Source organism: Cellulomonas sp. 73-92, from assembly GCF_001898175.1.
GTDB lineage: Bacteria > Actinomycetota > Actinomycetes > Actinomycetales > Cellulomonadaceae > Cellulomonas.
In genome coordinates this window covers 534,659-552,505 of the sequence record NZ_MKTH01000013.1, presented here as the reverse complement: position 1 = coordinate 552,505, position 17,847 = coordinate 534,659, and the positions used below count along the sequence as shown (strand labels likewise).

The following is a 17,847-nucleotide window of genomic DNA, read 5'->3' as shown; positions in this document are numbered from 1 at the left end:
CGTGGGACCGGCCGGCCGCGTCGCGTTCGGGGCTGCGTGTCAGTGGTGCAGCATCGCCGGCTCCTCGCCGCCGGGCACCGAGGCCGGGGTCGCCGGCTCCTGGCCCGTGCCGCGCCACGCGGCGATGACCCGCATCACGTGGTAGATGACGATCGCGGCGGCCGTGCCGAGCGCGATGCCGGTGAACGACAGGTTGCCGGAGGTCCAGGTGTAGTTCGCGATGCCGACGATGAGCGGGATCGCGGCCGTCGTCAGGTTGACCGGGTTGGAGAAGTCGACCTTGTTCTGCAGCCAGATCCGGGCGCCGAGCAGGCCGATCATGCCGTAGAGCATGGTCGCCGCCCCGCCGAGGACGCCGGCGGGCACGGTGGCGACCGCGGCGCCGAACTTCGGGCACAGCGACAGCACGAGCGCACCGCCGCCGGCGACCCAGTAGGCGGCCGTCGAGTACACGCGGGTGGCCGCCATGACGCCGATGTTCTCCGCGTACGTCGTCGTGCCCGAACCGCCGCCGAGGCCGGCGAGGGTGGTGGCCAGGCCGTCGGAGAACAGCGCCCGGCCCATGACGGGGTTGAGGTCGTGCCCGGTCATCGCGGACACGGACTTCACGTGCCCGATGTTCTCGGCGATGAGGACGATGACGACGGGGAGGAACACGGCCCACACCGAGGGCTTGATCGAGGGGGCGACGAACTGCGGCAGGCCGACCCAGGCCGCCTTGGAGATCGCCGAGTAGTCCACCTCGCCCTGGATCGCCGCGACGACGTAGCCGACGACGACGCCGAGCAGGATCGACAGGCGCCCGAGGATGCCGCGGAAGAGGACGGTGATGAGGATGATCGCGCCCAGCGTGACGATGGCGGTGACCGGCGCGGTCTTGAAGTTGTTCCAGGCCGAGGGCGCGAGGTTGAGGCCGATGAGCGCGACGATCGTGCCGGTGACCACCGGCGGCATGACGACGTCGATCCAGTGCGCCCCGGCGAAGTGCACCACGACGCCGACGATCATCAGCAGGACGCCGGTGACGAGGATGCCGCCGACGGCCGCGGACTGTCCGCCCTGGTTCACGGCCACCCCGATGGGGGCGATGAACGCGAACGACGAGCCCAGGTAGCTCGGCAGCCGGTTCCCGGTGACGACCAGGAACAGGATCGTGCCGACGGCCGAGAAGAACAGGGTCGTCGACGGCGAGAAGTGCGTGATGAGGGGGACGAGGAACGTCGCGCCGAACATGGCGACGATGTGCTGCAGGCCGATGCCGACCGTGCGGGGCCACGTCAGTCGCTCGTCGGGCGCCACCACGTCGCCGGGAGGCACCGAACGCCCCGTCCCGTGCAGTCTCCAGCCCCACCGGAACTCCGCCATTGAGTCCTCCTCGCGCCCGTCTTCACAATCCCCGCACCGGGGCTGCACGAACCTTACTGATCCTCTGTTTCCGTCAGGCTTCGTCGCCCAGGAATCTCACAACGACCTCCTCTACCCTGGAGAGGTTCTCCGTGCCGACGCCCTGGGAGGCTGCTCTGTCTCGCGCTCTGCTCCGCAGCCGGACCGCCGCCTGGGGCGCCTTCCTGGCGGTCCACGCGTGGCTGGCGTTCCTCGGCGTCGTCGTCATCCCGAACGCGGCGTTCTGGGACCTGCAGCTGTACCGGTACTGGATGTGGCTGGGCGTGCACGTGTCCCAGTGGCCGGGCCTGGAGGCGGCGTGGGTCTACCCCGCGGGTGCGACGGTGCCCATGCTCGTCGCCGGCATCGGCGGCCTGGGCTACGGCAGCGGGTACGCGATCGTCTGGTCGCTGATGATCACCGCGCTCGACGCGGCCGCGCTCGCGGTGCTCATGCGCCGGCGCAACGGCCTGGCGGCGGCCTGGTGGTGGACGGCGTTCCTGCTGCTGCTCGGGCCCGTGGCGATGGGCCGGCTGGACGCGGTGGTCGCCCCGCTCGTCGTCGTCGGCCTGGTGTGGGGTGTGGACCGCCCGGCGGTCGCCTCGTTCCTGCTGACCGTCGGCGCGTGGATCAAGGTGGCGCCCGGCGTACTCCTCGCCCCGCTGTTCCTCGTCGCGCGGCGCCCCTGGCGTGACGTCGTCGTGCCGGCCGCGGCGTTCTCGGCGGTCGTCGTCGGCACCGTCGTCGGCCTCGGCGGCGGCGCCTACGCGTTCTCGTTCCTCTTCGAGCAGGGCGCCCGCGGGCTGCAGATCGAGTCGGTCGGCGCGACGCCCTGGCTGCTCGTCGCGCTGTTCTCCAAGAGCATCACGCGCTGGATGAACCAGGACATCAACACCTGGGAGATCTACGGGCCCGGCACCACGCAGATGGCGACCCTTCTCGGCGGGCTGTTCGACCTGGCGATCGTCGCCGTGGTGGTGCTCCTGTGGCGGCGTCGGCAGACCCTCGGCGACCGCCTCTGGACCGATCGCGGCGAGCGGCACGAGGTGCTGGTCCGCGGCGCGCTCGTCTTGACGCTCGCGATGCTCGTCTTCAACAAGGTGCTCTCGCCGCAGTACATCGGCTGGCTCGCCGGCCCGGTGGTCGTGGCGGTCGCGCTCGGGCTGCCCGGCTGGGACCGCACGCGCAAGACGGTGCTCGCGGTCGCGGGCGCGACGCAGGTGATCTTCCCCTTCCTCTACAGCCAGATCACCTACGGCGGCGCCGGCACCACGCTGGTGCTCGCCGCCCGCAACGTCGCGCTCGTCGTGCTCCTTGCCTGGTCGGTCACCGCGCTGCTCGGCCGGCGGGACGACGAGGCCACCAGCATCGAGCGGTCGGGCGCGCGGGTCGCGGCGCACGCCACCCCCTGAGGCCGGCCGCGGCGAGCGGGTCCTCCCGCCCCTGAGCCCGCGTCCGTTCGGGTGACAAACGGGGCACTCTCGTGCGCCCCTGCCCTCAGCACACGTCGTGCGCCGCTAGGTTTCCGGCGACCGGCGGGCGTCCTGGCCACGGCGGTGACAACGAGCAGGGGGCTCCATGCGCTTCAACCCGCCCACGTCCTGGCCCGACGTCCCCGCCGGCTGGATGCCGCCGGTCGGCTGGATGCCGAATCCCAGCTGGCCTCCGGCACCTGCGGCCTGGCCGTTCTGGCTGTCCGACGACGGTCAGCCGCTGCCCGTGACGTTCGCGCCCGACGTGCCGGCGTGGGACCCCCGAGCAGTCGTGCAATCGGGCTCGCCCTCCGCCGCCGGGACATGGCCGCTCGCGGCACCACCCGTCTCGGACGACGCCCTCCACGCGCGGCGGCGCGCACTGGTGATGTTCGGCATCGGCGTCGCGGCGTTCCTCGTCGGGGCCGTGTCGGCGATCCTCGCCGGCCGGTCGAGCAGCGGCGGCTGGATCTGGACCGGCGGCATGATCGTCGGCGCCGGCCTGTTCGTGCGGTCGCTGGTGCAGTACCGGGCGACCCGGACCGCCGGGCCGGCGAAGCCGCGCTCGGTGGCACTCGTGGCCCTCGGCCTGCTCGTCTGCGTCGGGACCGGGGTGGGCGCACTCGTCTCGGTCGTCAACCCGCCACAGGTGCCGCACGAGGCCGGCTCGTGCTGGACGACGCTGAAGGGCGACAGCATTCAGGCGGTGCCGTGCTCGGGGAACCACCAGTACAAGGTGACGCAGCTCGTCGACGACCAGGCGGCCTGTCCCGACGCGTCCGTCTTCTACGTGACGCTGGACTCCGGGAAGATCGGCTGCCTGGTCGACGACTGACCTAGACGGTCCCCTCGAACAGCCCCATGAGGTTGCCCGACGGGTCGCGCACCACGGCGAACCAGCTGGTTTCGCTGATGGGTGACTTCGGGGTGGCCACCGCCCCGCCGAGGCCCTCCACCGCCGCGAGCGCGGTGTCGATCGAGTCGACCTCGACGTAGCTGCGTGGCTGCGTGAAGTCCGGGGTGCGGGTCGCCAGGCCGCCGCCGCTCACCTGGTTGGGCGCCCGCCACATGGGGTAGTCCGCGTACTCGGGCAGCGAGGCGATCTGCCAGCCGAACAGCGTGCTGTAGAAGGTCTTCGCCTTGTCGACGTCGTCGACCGGGATGTCGATGTGCGTGATGTCGCCGTGGGCCATGGCTGCGCTCCTTCGTCGTGCACCTCTCGGACCCCGCCACGCTAGGCAGCACCACCGACAGCCGCACGACGAGCCGGCTCGCGGTTGAATGGCGGAGGTCCGTCCAGCCGAAGGAGATCCCATGCGCGCCGTCGTCCACCATCGCTTCGGCGACCCGTCCGAGGTGCTCGGCGTCGAGGACGTCCCCACCCCCGAGCCCGGCCCCGGGCAGGTGCGCGTGCGGCTGCTGGCCTCGCCCATCCACAACCACGACCTGTGGACGGTGCGGGGCGACTACGGCTACAAGCCCGAGCTGCCGGCGCGGGCCGGCACCGAGGCGGCCGGCGTCGTCGACGCGCTCGGCGAGGGCGTCGAGAACGTCCAGGTCGGCCAGCGCGTCGCCACCGGCGGCACCTTCGGGGCGTGGGCGGAGTACTTCGTGGCCGGGGCCGCCGGGCTCGTCCCCGTCCCCGAGGCCCTGCCCGACGAGGTCGCCGCGCAAGTGGTCGCGATGCCGTTCAGCGCGATCAGCCTCGTCGACTTCCTCGACCTGCACGAGGGCGACTGGTTGGTGCAGAACGCCGCCAACGGCGCCGTCGGGCGGCTCGTCGCGCAGCTCGCCGCCACACGCGGCCTGCACGTGCTCGGCCTGGTGCGCCGCGCCGGCGCGGTCGACGAGCTGGCCTCCCAGGGCATCACCGGGGTGGTCGCCACGGACGACGACGGCTGGCGTGAGCGCGCGCACGAGATCACCGGCGGGGCACCGCTCGTCGCCGGCGTCGACTCGGTCGGCGGTGCCGCCGCCGGCGACGTCGCCTCCCTGCTCGCCGAGGGCGGCACGCTCGCGATCTTCGGCAGCATGGGCGCCGGCACCCTGCAGATCGCCGCGGGCGACGTCATCTTCAAGCAGCTCGTCATCAGGGGCTTCTGGGGCAACCGCGTCAGCGCCGCGATGGCGCCCGCCAAGCGCGCCGCCCTCATGGGCGAGGTGTTCCGAGGCCTGGCCGCCGGCACGCTGACCCTGCCCGTCGCCGCCACGTACGGCCTCGACGACATCGCCGCGGCTGCCGCCGCGAGCCTCCACGCCGGACGGGTCGGGAAGGTCCTCCTGCGGCCCTAGCCTCCCGGCGCCGCCGGCCCGGCGGGACGAGAACGGCCCCGGCTCGTGGGAGCCGGGGCCGTGATGCGATGGCGGTGGCGGTGGGATTCGAACCCACGGTGGACTTTCACCCACACACGCTTTCGAGGCGTGCTCCTTTGGCCGCTCGGACACACCACCAGACGCCCGGCAAGAGTACCGGGTCAGTGGGCCGCAGTCCGAATCCGCCTACCGTGGGTCCATGGGCACCCTGGACGACCTCGTCGGAGTCCTCGAAGGGCACCGGCTGGCCGTCCTGACCGGGGCCGGGGTCTCGACCGACTCCGGCATCCCCGACTACCGCGGGCCGGACTCCCCGCGGCGCACGCCGATGACGTTCCAGCAGTTCGTCGGCGACGAGCGGTTCCGCCGGCACTACTGGGCGCGCAACCAGGTGGGCTGGCGGCACGTCGCGACCCGCCGGCCCAACGCGGGGCACCGTGCGCTGGCCACCCTCGAGCGGCGCGGGCTCGTCGCCGGCGTCATCACGCAGAACGTCGACCTGCTCCACGAGACCGCGGGGTCGCAGCGCGTCATCGACCTGCACGGCCGGTACGACGAGGTCCGCTGCCTGCGCTGCGGCGCGCGGTACTCGCGCGACGAGGTCGCGGACCGGCTCGACGAGCTGAACCCGGGGTTCGTCGAACGGGTCGGCGAGGTGGGCGACGTCGAGATCGCCCCGGACGCCGACGCCGTCGTCGAACGGACCGCGGACTTCGTGATCGCCGCGTGCTGGGCACTTGACCCGGACGGGCTCCCGGGGCCGTGCGGCGGGATCCTCAAGCCGGACATCGTCTACTTCGGCGAGACCGTGCCGCCGGCGCGGGTGGCGGCCGCCTACGCGCTGGTCGACGAGGCCGACGCGCTCCTCGTCGCGGGCTCGTCGCTCGCCGTGCAGTCCGGGCTGCGGTTCGTCCGGCACGCCGCGGCCGCGGGCACGCCGATCGCGATCGTCAACCGCGGCGCGACGCGCGGCGACCGGTACGCCAAGGTCACGATGCACGCCGGCACGTCGGAGGTGCTGGCCGCGCTCGTCTGGCTGCTGCCTAGTCGATGAGCCGGTGCTCCTCGAAGAAGTGCTGGAGGAGCAGCGCGGACTCCTCCGCGCGCACGCCGCCGACGACCTCGATCCGCGCCGTCGCCCGGCGGTCGCGGATGACGTCCCACTGCGAGCCGGCGGCACCGGCCTTGGGGTCCCACGCGCCGAACACCACGCGGCGCACGTGCGACAGCAGCGCCGCCCCGGCGCACATGAGGCACGGCTCCAGGGTCACGACGAGCGTGCACTCGTCGAGGTGCCACCGGCCGAGGTTCTTCGCGGCGTCCCGCAGCGCGACGATCTCCGCGTGGGCGGTCGGGTCGGCCTCGTCCTCCCGGGCGTTGTGGCCCCAGCCGACCACGTGGGCGCCCGGCGCCACGACAACGGCCCCGACCGGCACGTCCCCGGTGAGCAGGGCCCGGCGCGCCTCGTCGAGCGCAACCCCCATCGCCCATGCGTCGACCGGCTGCACCGGCCTGCCGGCCTGACCCATGCCGTCATCATCGTGGATGGGGCCGCGCCCGCCGCGCAGGCGATCGGTGGCGTCATCGCACTGCGCACCGTGCAGTGACGGACGGACCACCGGGTCCGACGAGGGACGGATGGCCGGCCCGGGGGCACGGACCTCCGCCACTAGGCTGGCGGCCATGCGCCTGCACGTCGCGGACCACCCCCTGGTCACCCACAAGCTCACCATCCTGCGCGACGCGAAGACGCCGTCGCCGACGTTCCGCCAGCTCGTCGACGAGCTGGTGACGCTGCTGGCCTACGAGGCCACGCGCGACGTCGCCACCCACCCCGTCGAGATCGAGACGCCGGTCGCCAGGACCACCGGGCGCAAGCTCGCCGACCCTGCGCCGATCGTCATCCCGATCCTGCGCGCCGGCCTGGGCATGCTCGAGGGCATGACCCGCCTGCTGCCGACGGCGGAGGTCGGCTTCCTCGGCCTCAAGCGCGACGAGGAGACCCTCGAGGCGATCACCTATGCGAACCGGCTGCCCGAGGACCTCACCGGACGCCAGGTGTTCATCCTCGACCCGATGCTCGCCACCGGCGGCACGCTCGTCGCCGCGATGGAGTACGTGTTCGAGCGCGGTGCGCGCGACGTCACGGCCGTGTGCCTCATCGCCGCGCCCGAGGGGCTGAAGACCGTCGAGGCGTACGTCGGCGAGCGCGCCGACGTCCAGGTCGTCGTCGCGGCGCTCGACGAGCGGCTCAACGAGAAGGCGTACATCGTGCCGGGCCTCGGCGACGCCGGCGACCGGCTCTACGGGATCGTCTGACACCCGGCCGCCCGAGATCGGGCTCCCGCCGCCGGCACCGAGCCAGGCACCCGGCCGGCTCGCCACCGCCTGTGCCGTCGGTCGTCGCGCGCCCGCATCGGGCTAGCCCGCCGCCGGCACCACCGGTCCGCGGCGTGACGGCACGCGGCTAGCTCGCCGCCGTCGGCCTGGTGTTGCCCGGGCCGCCGTTGCCGTTGTCGTTCCCGTGCGGCCAGCACGTGCGGTCCCAGCGCGGGGTGCCGGCCCACCAGGGCGTCGAGGTGCTCGCGGCGCTGCAGGTTGGCGTCGGGGTCGGCGTGGGGGTCGGCGTCGGCGTGGGGGTCGGCGTCGGCGTGGGGGTCGGCGTCGAGGTGGGGGTCGTGGTCGGCGTGGGGCTGGAGGTCGGGCTGGGCGACGCCCACGGCGTGACCGTCAGGCTGCGCGGGTGGTTGAGGGTGCGCGCGACGCCGTCGGCGCTGACCTCCCACGTCACCTCGCCCCCCGTGAAGTCCTGCGCCACGGCCACCGCGATGGCGACGTGCGCCACCTGGCCCGCGTCGAGCACCGGCAGCGCGCACCGCACGCCGGTGCCGACGATCACGCAGTCCCACGCCGAGGCGAGGTGCACCGCGTACCGCCCGACGACCTGCTGGGTGACCGCCTCTGCGGTGACGCCGGCCGGCAGGTCGACCTGCGCGACGAGGTTCGTCGCCGGGCCGGCACCGGCGTTGGTCACATCGACACCGAGTCCCTGACCGCCCTCGCCCGCGGCCAGGACCGCGTCGGGAACGCTCACGACGAGGGCCGGGGCCCCCGCGGTGGTGCCGCCGGAGCCGCCGCTCGATCCGGACCCATCAGCCGCCACGACCGTCGAGACGTCGGAGGCGCCGCTGGTCGACGTGCCGGCATCCGCCGTGGTCGCGGCGCCGGGCGTCGACGCCGGCGCGCTGGTCGGGTCGTCGACGACGACGGACGCGGGCGGGAGTGCGGACGGGTTCGGTGTTGCCGTCACGGTGCTGGTCGCACTCGCGGACGACGGCGTGTCGTGCGGGGCGTTGAGCGCGAGCGCACCGAGCGCGATGCCCGCGACGACGACGACACCGGCCACGCCCGCGGCCACCGCCGTCGGGACCGTGCCGAGGAAGGCGCCGATCGCGGCGAGCATGCCGCCGGACGCCGCGCCACCCGACGCACCCGCGGCTCCGGCGGCGACGCCCACGCCGGCGCCGGCTGTGCCGGCCGCACCGGCGGCGGCGCCCGCCGCACCGCCGACTGCGCCACCCGAGCTCAGCGCCGCGGTGCCCGCGGCGAGGCCGCCTGCGGTCGGCAGCGCGAACCCGAGGGCACCCAGACCCGCCGCGCCGAGCACGAGCGGCGCGATGATCACGCGCAGGCCGTGGTTGACGTCGCGCAGCTCGAGCAGCAGGGCCCGGCACTCGCCGCACGTCTCGAGGTGCGCCTCGACCTGGGTGGTGTCTCGCGCGCCGAGGCCGCCACGCACGTAGCCGCCGAGCTTGCCGGCCACGGACCGGCACCCGTCGGGCAGCTCGTCGGACAGGTGCTGCTGGAGGTACGCCTGCCGCAGCCCCTCCCGCGCGCGGTACGCGAGCGCGGCCGTGCTGTTGGCGGTCAGGCCCAGCAGCGGCGCGATCTCGGCGGGTGTCTGCCCCTCGATCTCGCTGTGCCACAGCACCGCCTGCCACCGCTCGGGGAGGCTGGCGAACGCGCGCGCGACGATCGACCGCTCGAACCCTTCGAGCGCCGGCTCCTCCGCCGCGGCGACGGAGACCGTGCCCGACTCGAGGACGGCCACGTCGTCGGTCGGGTCGGCCCGGCGCCCACGCTCGCGCTGGACGGCCGCGGCCCGGCGCACGACGGTGAACAGGTAGGCGCGGAACGCGTCGGTGGGACCCGAGCCGCCGCGCAGCGCCGACCACACGGCGGCGAACGCGTCGGCGACAGCGTCCTCGGCCTCGGCCTTCCCGGACGTGTACTGCCGCGCGACGATCAGGGCCGCGCCGGCGTGGCGCTCGTAGAGCACACCGAAGGAACCCGCGTCGCCCGATCGCGCCGCCATGATGAGGTCGGCGTCGGAACGCAGGTCCATCCCCGTACCACGACCGGCTTCCACACCGCCCTCCGATACGCCCGGTATGTCCAGGACGAGTGTTTCACACTCCTCCGCAAGGGTGAATCGGCGAAAACCAGCGTCACCCTGAGCCCACAGGCCCCTCTCATTCCACGTGACGACCGACATGCGCCCCATGCCGCACCTGCCGGAGGGCCTGCGCGACCGTTGGCGTGCCAGCAGCGTCGAGTCCGTGTGGCTGCGGCCCGCGGACTGGTACCACCCCGCCGTCGACGTCCTCGTCGACGCGGTGCTGCGCGACGCCGACCCGTGCGCGGCCGCCGAGGAGCTCGGGCGGGCGCGCGGCTACGAGGGCGTGGGCATCGTCGAGACCCTCGACGACCTCGCCTGCCTGTACCGCACGGCGGGCGTCGCCACCCCACCCCTCGACGCGATCCGGGCCCTGTCCGGGGGCTGGGCGGACGGCTCGTCGGCCGGTATCGGCGCGGCCTCCGCGTTCGATCCCGAGACCGGGCTGCCGACGCGCTCCTACCTCGAGCTGCGCCTCCGTGAGACGTACGAGGGTGGGGAGCACACGTCGCACCGGCTCGTCGTCGTCGACGTCGCGGCGGGCGAGGTCTCCGGCTTCCTGCGCGCCGCGCGGTCGGCCGCGACCGGGGCGGCGCTGGCCTCCGCCTTCGGTGCCGGGCACCCGATGGGCACGCTCGGCGGCGGGATGTTCGCCGCGCTGATCCGCCCTGGGGACGACCTGGAGCGCCGGCTCGACCTCCTCCGTGCAGACCTCGCCTCGCGCTGCGCCGACATCGAGGTGCGTGCGACGACCCGGCAGCCGGTCCGTGCCTGGACCGAGCCCCTGCCGGACACGTACGACGGCGCCCTCTGCCTGCTCGGACGGCTGGTCCGCTTCGACGGCTGACCGGGTGACCGACGGCTGCACGGACGGTCAAGACTTCACCACGGCTTCGTCGCACATTGCTCCCCCGCTGGTCAGAGAGAAGTTTCACGAAGGGCTTGGCGAACCCCCGGCCGGGCGCCTACCGTCGTTAACGTGACCCCCAGTGGACTGGCGCCGACCGACCCGGACGTGCCGCACACCACGGACCGTGTGGTGCCGGCGCAGGGCCATGCCGCGGACCTGCCGGACGCGCCGGGACCGCTCCTCGCGGCCGGCGACGCGGCGGACGTCTACGCGTTGTCCGAGCACCAGGTGCTGCGGCGGTACCGCCAGGGCGGCGACGCCTCCCGCGAGTTCGCGCTCATGCGGCACGTCGCCGCGCACGGGTTCCCGGTGCCGGCGGTCCAGCACCTCGGCGGCCCCGACCTGCTCATGGAGCGGCTGCACGGGCCCACGCTGCTGCAGGCGCTGGCGGCCGGTGAGCTGAGCCTGCGCAACGGCGCGGCGCTGCTGGCGGACCTGCACCACCGGCTGCACGCCATCCCCGCCCCGACGGGCGGCGTCGTCATCCACCTCGACCTGCACCCGGGCAACGTCATCCTGTCCGAGTCGCGCGGACCCGTGCTCATCGACTGGGCGAACGCCCGCGGGGGTGCGGCGTCGCTGGACACCGCCACCACGGCGCTGATCGTCGCCGAGGTGGCGGTCGACGCGGGCGGCGACTACTCGCAGGCGGCCCGGGCGCTGCTGGCGGCGTTCGTCGGCGCGGTCGACGAACCCTTCCTCCCCTCGCTCGACGAGGCCATCGACATGCGGTGCCACGACCCGGCGCTCATCGCCGGGGAGTGCGACCTCGTGGAGCCCGCCGGCGCGCTGGTGCGCACGTTCGCCGAGCTCGCCGCCCACCGCTGAGCCCCGCGGCACCCGCTGGAGAGCACGTCCACCTGGGCGGGCGCGTTGCCGCTTCCGCTCGTGCGCGGCCGCTTCCGCTCGTGCGCGCGTTCGCCGAGCTCGCCGGCCACGGCTGAGCCTCGCGCGGCGGCACCGCTCGTCAGCCCGCGGCCGTCTCCATCGGCACGCCCTCCGGGGACGCCACCAGCATCGTCGCCGGGCCATCCACCGGCACCGCCAGCACCGCGGCGGCGCCGTGCGCGATCGCCCACGCCGGGCCGGGGTCGCCCATCGCCAGCACCGTCGTGGCCAGGACGTCCGCCACGGTGAGGTCGGCCGCGACGACGGTGGCCGCGACGAGCGGGACGTCGCGCGAGCCCGTGCGGCCGTCCCACACATGGGCGCCGCGCTCGTAGGTGCCGGACGTGGCGACCGCCCCGTCACGCACCGTGAGCACGGCGAGGACCGCCAGCGGGTCGGTCGGGTGCCGCACACCGACCTGCCAGGCCTGCCCCGGCTCCGGCTCACCTCGCGCGACGACGTCGCCACCGGCGTTGAGGAAGAAGTCGGCGATCCCGGCGGCGACGAGCCCGTCGGCCGCGCGCTGCGCGGCCCAGCCCTTGACGACGCCGTTGGTGTCCAGACGGCCGTCAGGCGTGTGCACGTCGAAGACGCCGTCGGAGTCCGTCCGCGCTCGCTCCGCGATGGCCAGCACCTCGCGCATGTCGGCGCTGAGCTCGTCGTCGGCCAGCTCGCCCCGGTCGAGCCGCGAGAGCTCGCTGTCGGGGCGGAAGGGACTGAATCGCTCGTCGGCCTCGTGCAGCACGGCGAAGGCGTGCTCCATCGCCGCCTCGGTGGCGACGGGGTCGGCGTGCCGCACGTCGAGCGACACGACCGTCCCCATCACCTCCTCGACGCGGCGCATGTCAGCCGTGCTGGTCGATGGCGGCCTGCAGGGACTGCGCGTAGGCCTGCGAGGTGAACGTCGCGCCGGAGACGCCGTTGATGTTCGCGGAGTTGGCGGCGACTGCCTGCTGGTTCAGCTGCGGGATCGCGTACTGGTTGAGCTGCACGGAGTAGCCGTGCCAGTTGGGGTACTGCAGCGCCTGCACGTTCGTGATCTTGGAGCCGCTGAACGTCACCGAGAGCTGCAGCGGGCCGTACGGGGTCTGCACCGTGCTGCCGACCACCGTGACGGTGCCGCTCGTCGTCGACGACTTCGAGGTGGAGGCGGGGCCCGACGAGGTGCCCGTCGAACCGTTGGCGGCCGTCGAGGCGGACCCCGACGTGCCCGCGGTGGTCGAGCCGGCCGTCGACGACCCGGTCGCCAGGTGAGGGGCGGCGTTGGCGTCGGCCCCGGCGAACCGGGTGACGGCGGTGGCGGCGATGGCGGCTATGCCGCCGACGAAGATCAGCGTGCCGCGCCAGGGGGTGGTGCTCATCTCGGGGCCCCCGCTCGTTCGTGAGCGCAGCGAGCGAGTTCGTGGGGTGAGTTCATGCGAGGCTCAGCTCCTCGGTGTGGATGGCGGACCGGGGCACACCCAGTGCCCGGACGGACGCGACGACGGTGTCGACCATCGCCGGCGGGCCGCAGACGAAGACGTCACGGGAACGGACGTCCGGGACCAGGCCGGCGAGGGCGGAGGGGACGAGCGGGTCGTAGCCCAGCTCGCGGCGGCGACCGGCGACGGGCACGTAGCGCAGCCGCGGGGCGTCGGGGAACTCGGAGGCCAGCGCCAGCCGCTCGGCGGAGTGGGCGCGGTGCACCACGACGACGTCGTGGCCGGAGTTGACGAGGTCCTCGGCCAGGGCACGCACCGGCCCGATGCCGGCGCCGCCGGCGACGAGCAGCACCCGCCGGGAGCGGGCGCGGTCCGCCGTCATGCGGCCGAACGGACCCTCGAGGAGCACGGGGGTGCCCTCCTTGAGGTGCTTGACGGCCGACGAGTGGTCACCGAGCGCCCCGACCGTGAACCGGAGGTGGTCACCCGTCGGGACCAGGGACAACGAGTAGGGGTGGGCCGTCAGCAGGTGCCCGGGGGCGAGGAAGCGGACGAGGAAGAACTGCCCGGCCCGCGGCGCCAGCCGGTCCATCCCCTTGCCTTGCAGCCACACGCTCGTGGTGCCGACGCTCTCCTCGACGACCGCGGCGACGCGGACCCCGAGGGTGACGTGCCGGGCGATCGGCTGGATGACGCGGTACCAGAGGATCGTCCACGCGGTGGCGCCGTAGAGCACGAACCAGGCGGCCCGCGCCAGCGGGACCCCGACGAAGTTCACGCCCGCGTTGACCTGGTGCACGAACGTCAGCGCGATCGCGCCGTAGACCGTGAAGTGGATGCCGTACCACCACTCGTAGGACAGCTTGCGGCGCAGCAGCCGGGCGCTCGACAGGCCGACGGCGAAGAAGACGGCGGTGCCGATGAGGGCCCACCACAGGTCGGCGATCGTGTGGAGGAGCGTCACCAACGACCCCCACGGCGTCTGGCCCTGGATGAGCTGGTAGCCCACGATCATGCCCAGCACGTGGACGACGATGAGCAGGATCACGGTGGTGCCGAGCGACTTGTGCCACGACACCAGCCGGTCCATGCCGACCGACCGCTCGAACCACGGCACACGCGCCACCAGCAGCAGCTGCGCGCAGACGAGCACCGACGCGATCAGGCCGGTGAGCTCGGCGATCGCGACGATCGCGCCACCGGGCGTGCCGCCCGCGGCGGCCGGCGTGCCGTGCCACCAGAAGAGCGTGACGGCGATGCACGCCGCGACGATCGCCGACCGCACCGGGTAGCGTCCCTCGGGCTCACGCCGTGGCGTGCTGCCCCGCGGTGCCGGCCGGCTGGTTCGTCGTGCGTCCGCCGCTTGGCGGGGCGCCGTCATGCTCGTCATGGCACCTACAGTGCCCGCCGCGCCTCGGTGCCCGCTTCGCGCTTCCTGTCAGCCGGCTGTGAGGGTAGGTCAGAAGTCCCAGTCCTCGTCCTGCGTGTTGACCGCCTTGCCGATGACGTACGACGAGCCCGACCCCGAGAAGAAGTCGTGGTTCTCGTCGGCGTTGGGGCTCAGCGCCGAGAGGATCGACGGGTTGACGTCGGTCTCGTCGCGCGGGAAGAGCGCCTCGTAGCCGAGGTTCATCAGGGCCTTGTTGGCGTTGTAGCGCAGGAACTTCTTGACGTCCTCCGTGAGGCCGAGGTCGTCGTAGAGGTCCTGGGTGTACTCCACCTCGTTGTCGTACAGCTCGAAGAGCAGCTCGAACGTGTAGTCCTTGAGCGCCGCGCGCTGCGCTTCGGAGACCTGCTCAAGGCCCTTCTGGTACTTGTAGCCGATGTAGTACCCGTGCACGGCCTCGTCGCGGATGATGAGGCGGATCAGGTCGGCCGTGTTCGTCAGCTTGGCGCGCGACGCCCAGTACATGGGCGCGTAGAAGCCGGAGTAGAAGAGGAACGACTCGAGCATGGTGCTGGCGACCTTGCGCTTGAGCGGCTCGTCACCCCGGTAGTACTCGAGGACGATCGCCGCCTTGCGCTGCAGGTTCGCGTTCTCCTCGCTCCAGGCGAAGGCCTCGTCGATCTCCTTCGTGGAGATGAGCGTCGAGAAGATCGACGAGTAGCTCTTCGCGTGCACCGACTCCATGAACGCGATGTTCGTGTAGACGGCCTCCTCGTGCGGCGTCAGCGCGTCCGGGATCAGGCTCACCGCACCGACCGTGCCCTGGATGGTGTCCAGCAGCGTCAGGCCGGTGAAGACGCGCGTGGTCATCGTCTTCTCGGCCTCGCTCAGCGTGGCCCAGCTCTGGATGTCGTTGCTGACCGGCACCTTCTCCGGCAGCCAGAAGTTGCCGGTCAGCCGGTCCCAGACCTCGAGGTCCTTGTCGTCCTCCAGGCGGTTCCAGTTGATCGCGGTCACGCGGTCGATGAGCTTGAGCTTCGGGGGGGTCATCGGGTTCCTTCGCCAGTTCCGTTACGGACGCGTCACAGCATGCAGCTGACGCACCCCTCCACCTCGGTGCCCTCGAGGGCCATCTGGCGGAGTCGCACGTAGTAGATCGTCTTGATGCCCTTGCGCCAGGCGTAGATCTGCGCCTTGTTGAGGTCGCGGGTGGTGGCCGTGTCCTTGAAGAACAGCGTCAGGCTCAGCCCCTGGTCGACGTGCTGCGTCGCCTCGGCGTAGGTGTCGATGATCTTCTCGGGGCCGATCTCGTACGCGTCCTGGTAGTACTCCAGGTTGTCGTGGTCCATGAACGGCGCCGGGTAGTAGACGCGGCCGATCTTGCCTTCCTTGCGGATCTCGATCTTGCTGGCGATCGGGTGGATCGAGCTCGTCGAGTGGTTGATGTAGCTGATCGAGCCCGTCGGCGGGACGGCCTGGAGGTTCTGGTTGTAGATGCCGTGCTCGCGGACCGACGCCGCGAGGGCGCGCCAGTCGTCCTGCGTGGGGATGCGCACGCCGGCGCCCGCGAAGAGCGCGGCGACGCGCTCGGTGCGCGGCGCCCACTCCTTCTCGATGTACTTCGCGAAGTACTCGCCGCTGGCGTACTTCGAGTCCTCGAAGCCGTCGAACGCGCGGCCGCGCTCGATCGCCAGCGTGTTCGACGCGCGGATCGCGTGGAACGCCACCGTGTAGAAGTACATGTTGGTGAAGTCGAGGCCCTCGTCGGACCCGTAGAAGATGCGCTCGCGGGCCAGGTACCCGTGCAGGTTCATCTGCCCCAGGCCGATCGCGTGGCCGCCGGCGTTCGCCTTCTTCACCGAGGGGACCGACTCGATCGACGTCTGGTCGCTCACCGCGGTCAGCGCCCGGATCGCCGTCTCCACCGACTTGCCGAAGTCGGGCGAGTCCATCGTCAGGGCGATGTTGAGCGAGCCGAGGTTGCACGAGATGTCACGGCCCACCTCGGCGTACGACAGGTCCTCGTTGAACCGGGACGGCGTGGAGACCTGGAGGATCTCCGAGCACAGGTTCGACATCGTGATCTTGCCCTTGATCGGGTTGGCCCGGTTCACCGTGTCCTCGAACACGATGTAGGGGTAGCCCGACTCGAACTGGATCTCCGCCAGCCGCTGGAAGAACTCGCGGGCGTCGATCTTCGTCTTGCGGATGCGCTTGTCGTCGACCATCTCGTGGTACTTCTCGGTGACGTTGATGTCGGCGAACGCCACCCCGTAGACGCGCTCGACGTCGTACGGGCTGAACAGGTACATCGGCTCGTTCTTGCGGGCCAGCTCGAACGTGATGTCCGGCACGACGACGCCGAGCGACAGCGTCTTGATGCGGACCTTCTCGTCGGCGTTCTCGCGCTTGGTGTCGAGGAACCGGAAGATGTCCGGGTGGTGCGCGTGCAGGTACACCGCCCCCGCGCCCTGGCGGGCGCCGAGCTGGTTGGCGTAGCTGAACGAGTCCTCGAGCAGCTTCATGACGGGGATGACCCCGGAGCTCTGGTTCTCGATGTGCTTGATCGGCGCGCCGTGCTCGCGGATGTTCGACAGCAGCAGCGCCACGCCGCCGCCGCGCTTGGCAGGAAGCAGCTGACGGGCTCGCCGCGCTGCGCCTTGCCGAGGTTGAGGAACGTCGGCGTCGCCGGCTGGAACCGGCCGGCGATCATCTCGTCGACCAGGGAGATCGCGAAGTCCTGGTCACCGTCCGCCAACGCGAGCGCCACCATGCAGACCCGGTCCTCGAACCGCTCGAGGTAGCGCTTGCCGTCGAAGGTCTTCAGCGTGTAGCTCGTGTAGTACTTGAACGCCCCGAGGAACGTCGAGAACCGGAACTTCTTCGAGTACGCGTAGTCGAACAGGCTGTGCAGGAACGGCCGGTCGTACTTCGCCAGCACGGCCGGGTCGTAGTACTTGTTCTCGACGAGGTAGTCGAGCTTCTCGTCGAGGTCGTGGAAGAACACCGTGTTCTGGTTGACGTGCTGCAGGAAGTACTGCCGCGCCGCCTCGCGATCCTTGTCGAACTGGATCTTCCCGTCCGGTCCGTACAGGTTGAGCATCGCGTTGAGGGCGTGGTAGTCCAGCCCCGTCGTGTCGACCCGAAACTCGGTGACCGTCATCGCCACATCCGTTCCCATCCCGTGCGGACGCGCTCCACGTCACGCTGTGTACCCATGAGCTCGAAGGCGTACAGGTAGGGAACACCGCACTTCGCCGCGACGATGTCGCCGGCGAGGCAGTACGCCTTCCCGAAGTTGGTGTTGCCGGCCGCGATCACGCCGCGGATCAGCGACCGGTTGCCCTCGTCGTTGAGGAACGTGACGACCTGGCGCGGGACCGCCCCGCCCTCGTTGCCGCCGCCGTAGGTGGGCACGACGAGCACGTACGGGTCGTCGACGCGCAGGAACCCCTCGGTCGGCCGCAGCGGGATGCGGTGGGCGGGCAGCCCCGTCTTCTCGACGAACCGGTGGGTGTTGTTCGAGACGGACGAGAAGTAGACCAAGGCCGGCATGACTTCTCCTTCCGCTCGTCGTGCCCTCGGGCGTCGTGCCCTCGGGCGTCGTGCCCTAGGCC

General features: G+C 72.2%; 16 protein-coding genes, 1 tRNA gene and 1 pseudogene. 7 read left to right on the top strand and 11 right to left on the bottom strand.

The genetic code is table 11. The annotated features are described in order from the left end of the window. Positions 1–39 precede the first annotated feature (39 nt). Positions 40–1,365, bottom strand: a complete 1,326-nt coding sequence (locus BGO37_RS09205) for a solute carrier family 23 protein (protein WP_291754202.1) — start codon at positions 1,363–1,365, stop codon at positions 40–42. A gap of 131 nt (positions 1,366–1,496) precedes the next feature. On the opposite strand from BGO37_RS09205, the gene BGO37_RS09200 reads away from it, so the two are divergent. Beyond that, positions 1,497–2,795, top strand: a complete 1,299-nt coding sequence (locus BGO37_RS09200; RefSeq protein ID WP_291754200.1) for a glycosyltransferase 87 family protein — start codon at positions 1,497–1,499, stop codon at positions 2,793–2,795. A gap of 166 nt (positions 2,796–2,961) precedes the next feature. Next, on the top strand, positions 2,962–3,690 hold the full coding sequence (locus BGO37_RS09195) for a hypothetical protein (RefSeq protein WP_291754198.1): 729 nt from the start codon (positions 2,962–2,964) through the stop codon (positions 3,688–3,690). 1 nt (position 3,691) lies between these two features. Here BGO37_RS09195 and BGO37_RS09190 read toward each other — a convergent pair whose 3' ends face one another. Beyond that, entirely contained in the window at positions 3,692–4,048 is a 357-nt protein-coding gene (locus BGO37_RS09190; RefSeq protein WP_291754196.1) for a VOC family protein, read from the bottom strand. 121 nt (positions 4,049–4,169) lie between these two features. Here BGO37_RS09190 and BGO37_RS09185 point away from each other — a divergent pair, with 121 nt between their 5' ends. Next, on the top strand, positions 4,170–5,147 hold the full coding sequence (locus BGO37_RS09185; RefSeq protein WP_291754193.1) for a zinc-binding dehydrogenase: 978 nt from the start codon (positions 4,170–4,172) through the stop codon (positions 5,145–5,147). Between the two features lie 69 nt (positions 5,148–5,216). Here BGO37_RS09185 and BGO37_RS09180 read toward each other — a convergent pair. Further along, positions 5,217–5,306 (bottom strand) — tRNA-Ser (locus tag BGO37_RS09180). 61 nt (positions 5,307–5,367) lie between these two features. Here BGO37_RS09180 and BGO37_RS09175 point away from each other — a divergent pair. After that, positions 5,368–6,222 carry a Sir2 family NAD-dependent protein deacetylase gene (locus tag BGO37_RS09175; RefSeq protein WP_291754190.1) on the top strand — a complete coding sequence of 285 codons (855 nt, stop codon included), beginning with the start codon at positions 5,368–5,370 and terminating at the stop codon, positions 6,220–6,222. On the opposite strand, the gene BGO37_RS09170 is transcribed toward BGO37_RS09175, so the two are convergent. Beyond that, positions 6,212–6,697 (bottom strand): nucleoside deaminase, encoded by a 486-nt coding sequence (locus tag BGO37_RS09170; RefSeq protein ID WP_291754187.1) that lies wholly within the window; start codon positions 6,695–6,697, stop codon positions 6,212–6,214. The two genes, BGO37_RS09175 and BGO37_RS09170, sit on opposite strands and share 11 nt — an antisense overlap. A gap of 154 nt (positions 6,698–6,851) precedes the next feature. On the opposite strand from BGO37_RS09170, the gene upp reads away from it, so the two are divergent. Continuing rightward, positions 6,852–7,487 carry a uracil phosphoribosyltransferase gene (gene upp / locus BGO37_RS09165; RefSeq protein WP_291754185.1) on the top strand — a complete coding sequence of 212 codons (636 nt, stop codon included), beginning with the start codon at positions 6,852–6,854 and terminating at the stop codon, positions 7,485–7,487. A gap of 148 nt (positions 7,488–7,635) precedes the next feature. Here the strand turns inward: upp and BGO37_RS09160 are convergent, their stop codons facing one another. After that, positions 7,636–9,573: a sigma-70 family RNA polymerase sigma factor gene (locus tag BGO37_RS09160; RefSeq protein ID WP_291754183.1), complete on the bottom strand. Its 1,938-nt coding sequence runs from the start codon at positions 9,571–9,573 to the stop codon at positions 7,636–7,638. A 136-nt stretch (positions 9,574–9,709) separates the two neighbouring features. Here BGO37_RS09160 and BGO37_RS09155 point away from each other — a divergent pair, with 136 nt between their 5' ends. After that, entirely contained in the window at positions 9,710–10,471 is a 762-nt protein-coding gene (locus BGO37_RS09155) for a hypothetical protein (protein ID WP_291754182.1), read from the top strand. A gap of 132 nt (positions 10,472–10,603) precedes the next feature. Beyond that, positions 10,604–11,362, top strand: a complete 759-nt coding sequence (locus tag BGO37_RS09150; RefSeq protein ID WP_291754181.1) for a phosphotransferase — start codon at positions 10,604–10,606, stop codon at positions 11,360–11,362. A 139-nt stretch (positions 11,363–11,501) separates the two neighbouring features. On the opposite strand, the gene BGO37_RS09145 is transcribed toward BGO37_RS09150, so the two are convergent. The 6 genes and pseudogenes from BGO37_RS09145 to nrdI form a co-directional block, all read right to left on the bottom strand. Continuing rightward, positions 11,502–12,266, bottom strand: coding sequence for an FAD:protein FMN transferase (locus BGO37_RS09145; RefSeq protein WP_291754179.1), 765 nt, complete (start codon positions 12,264–12,266; stop codon positions 11,502–11,504). A 1-nt stretch (position 12,267) separates the two neighbouring features. Beyond that, positions 12,268–12,783, bottom strand: a complete 516-nt coding sequence (locus tag BGO37_RS09140; RefSeq protein WP_291754178.1) for an FMN-binding protein — start codon at positions 12,781–12,783, stop codon at positions 12,268–12,270. 52 nt (positions 12,784–12,835) lie between these two features. Continuing rightward, positions 12,836–14,233 (bottom strand): ferredoxin reductase family protein, encoded by a 1,398-nt coding sequence (locus BGO37_RS09135; protein WP_291754177.1) that lies wholly within the window; start codon positions 14,231–14,233, stop codon positions 12,836–12,838. 69 nt (positions 14,234–14,302) lie between these two features. Next, a complete protein-coding gene (gene nrdF / locus BGO37_RS09130) occupies positions 14,303–15,280 on the bottom strand; it encodes a class 1b ribonucleoside-diphosphate reductase subunit beta (protein ID WP_291754175.1) in 978 nt (325 codons plus the stop codon). A gap of 32 nt (positions 15,281–15,312) precedes the next feature. Further along, positions 15,313–17,411: pseudogene (nrdE, locus tag BGO37_RS09125) on the bottom strand (class 1b ribonucleoside-diphosphate reductase subunit alpha). Next, positions 17,390–17,785: a class Ib ribonucleoside-diphosphate reductase assembly flavoprotein NrdI gene (gene nrdI, locus BGO37_RS09120; RefSeq protein WP_291754174.1), complete on the bottom strand. Its 396-nt coding sequence runs from the start codon at positions 17,783–17,785 to the stop codon at positions 17,390–17,392. Before nrdI ends, nrdE begins: the two are co-directional and overlap by 22 nt. Between the last annotated feature and the right edge of the window lie 62 nt (positions 17,786–17,847).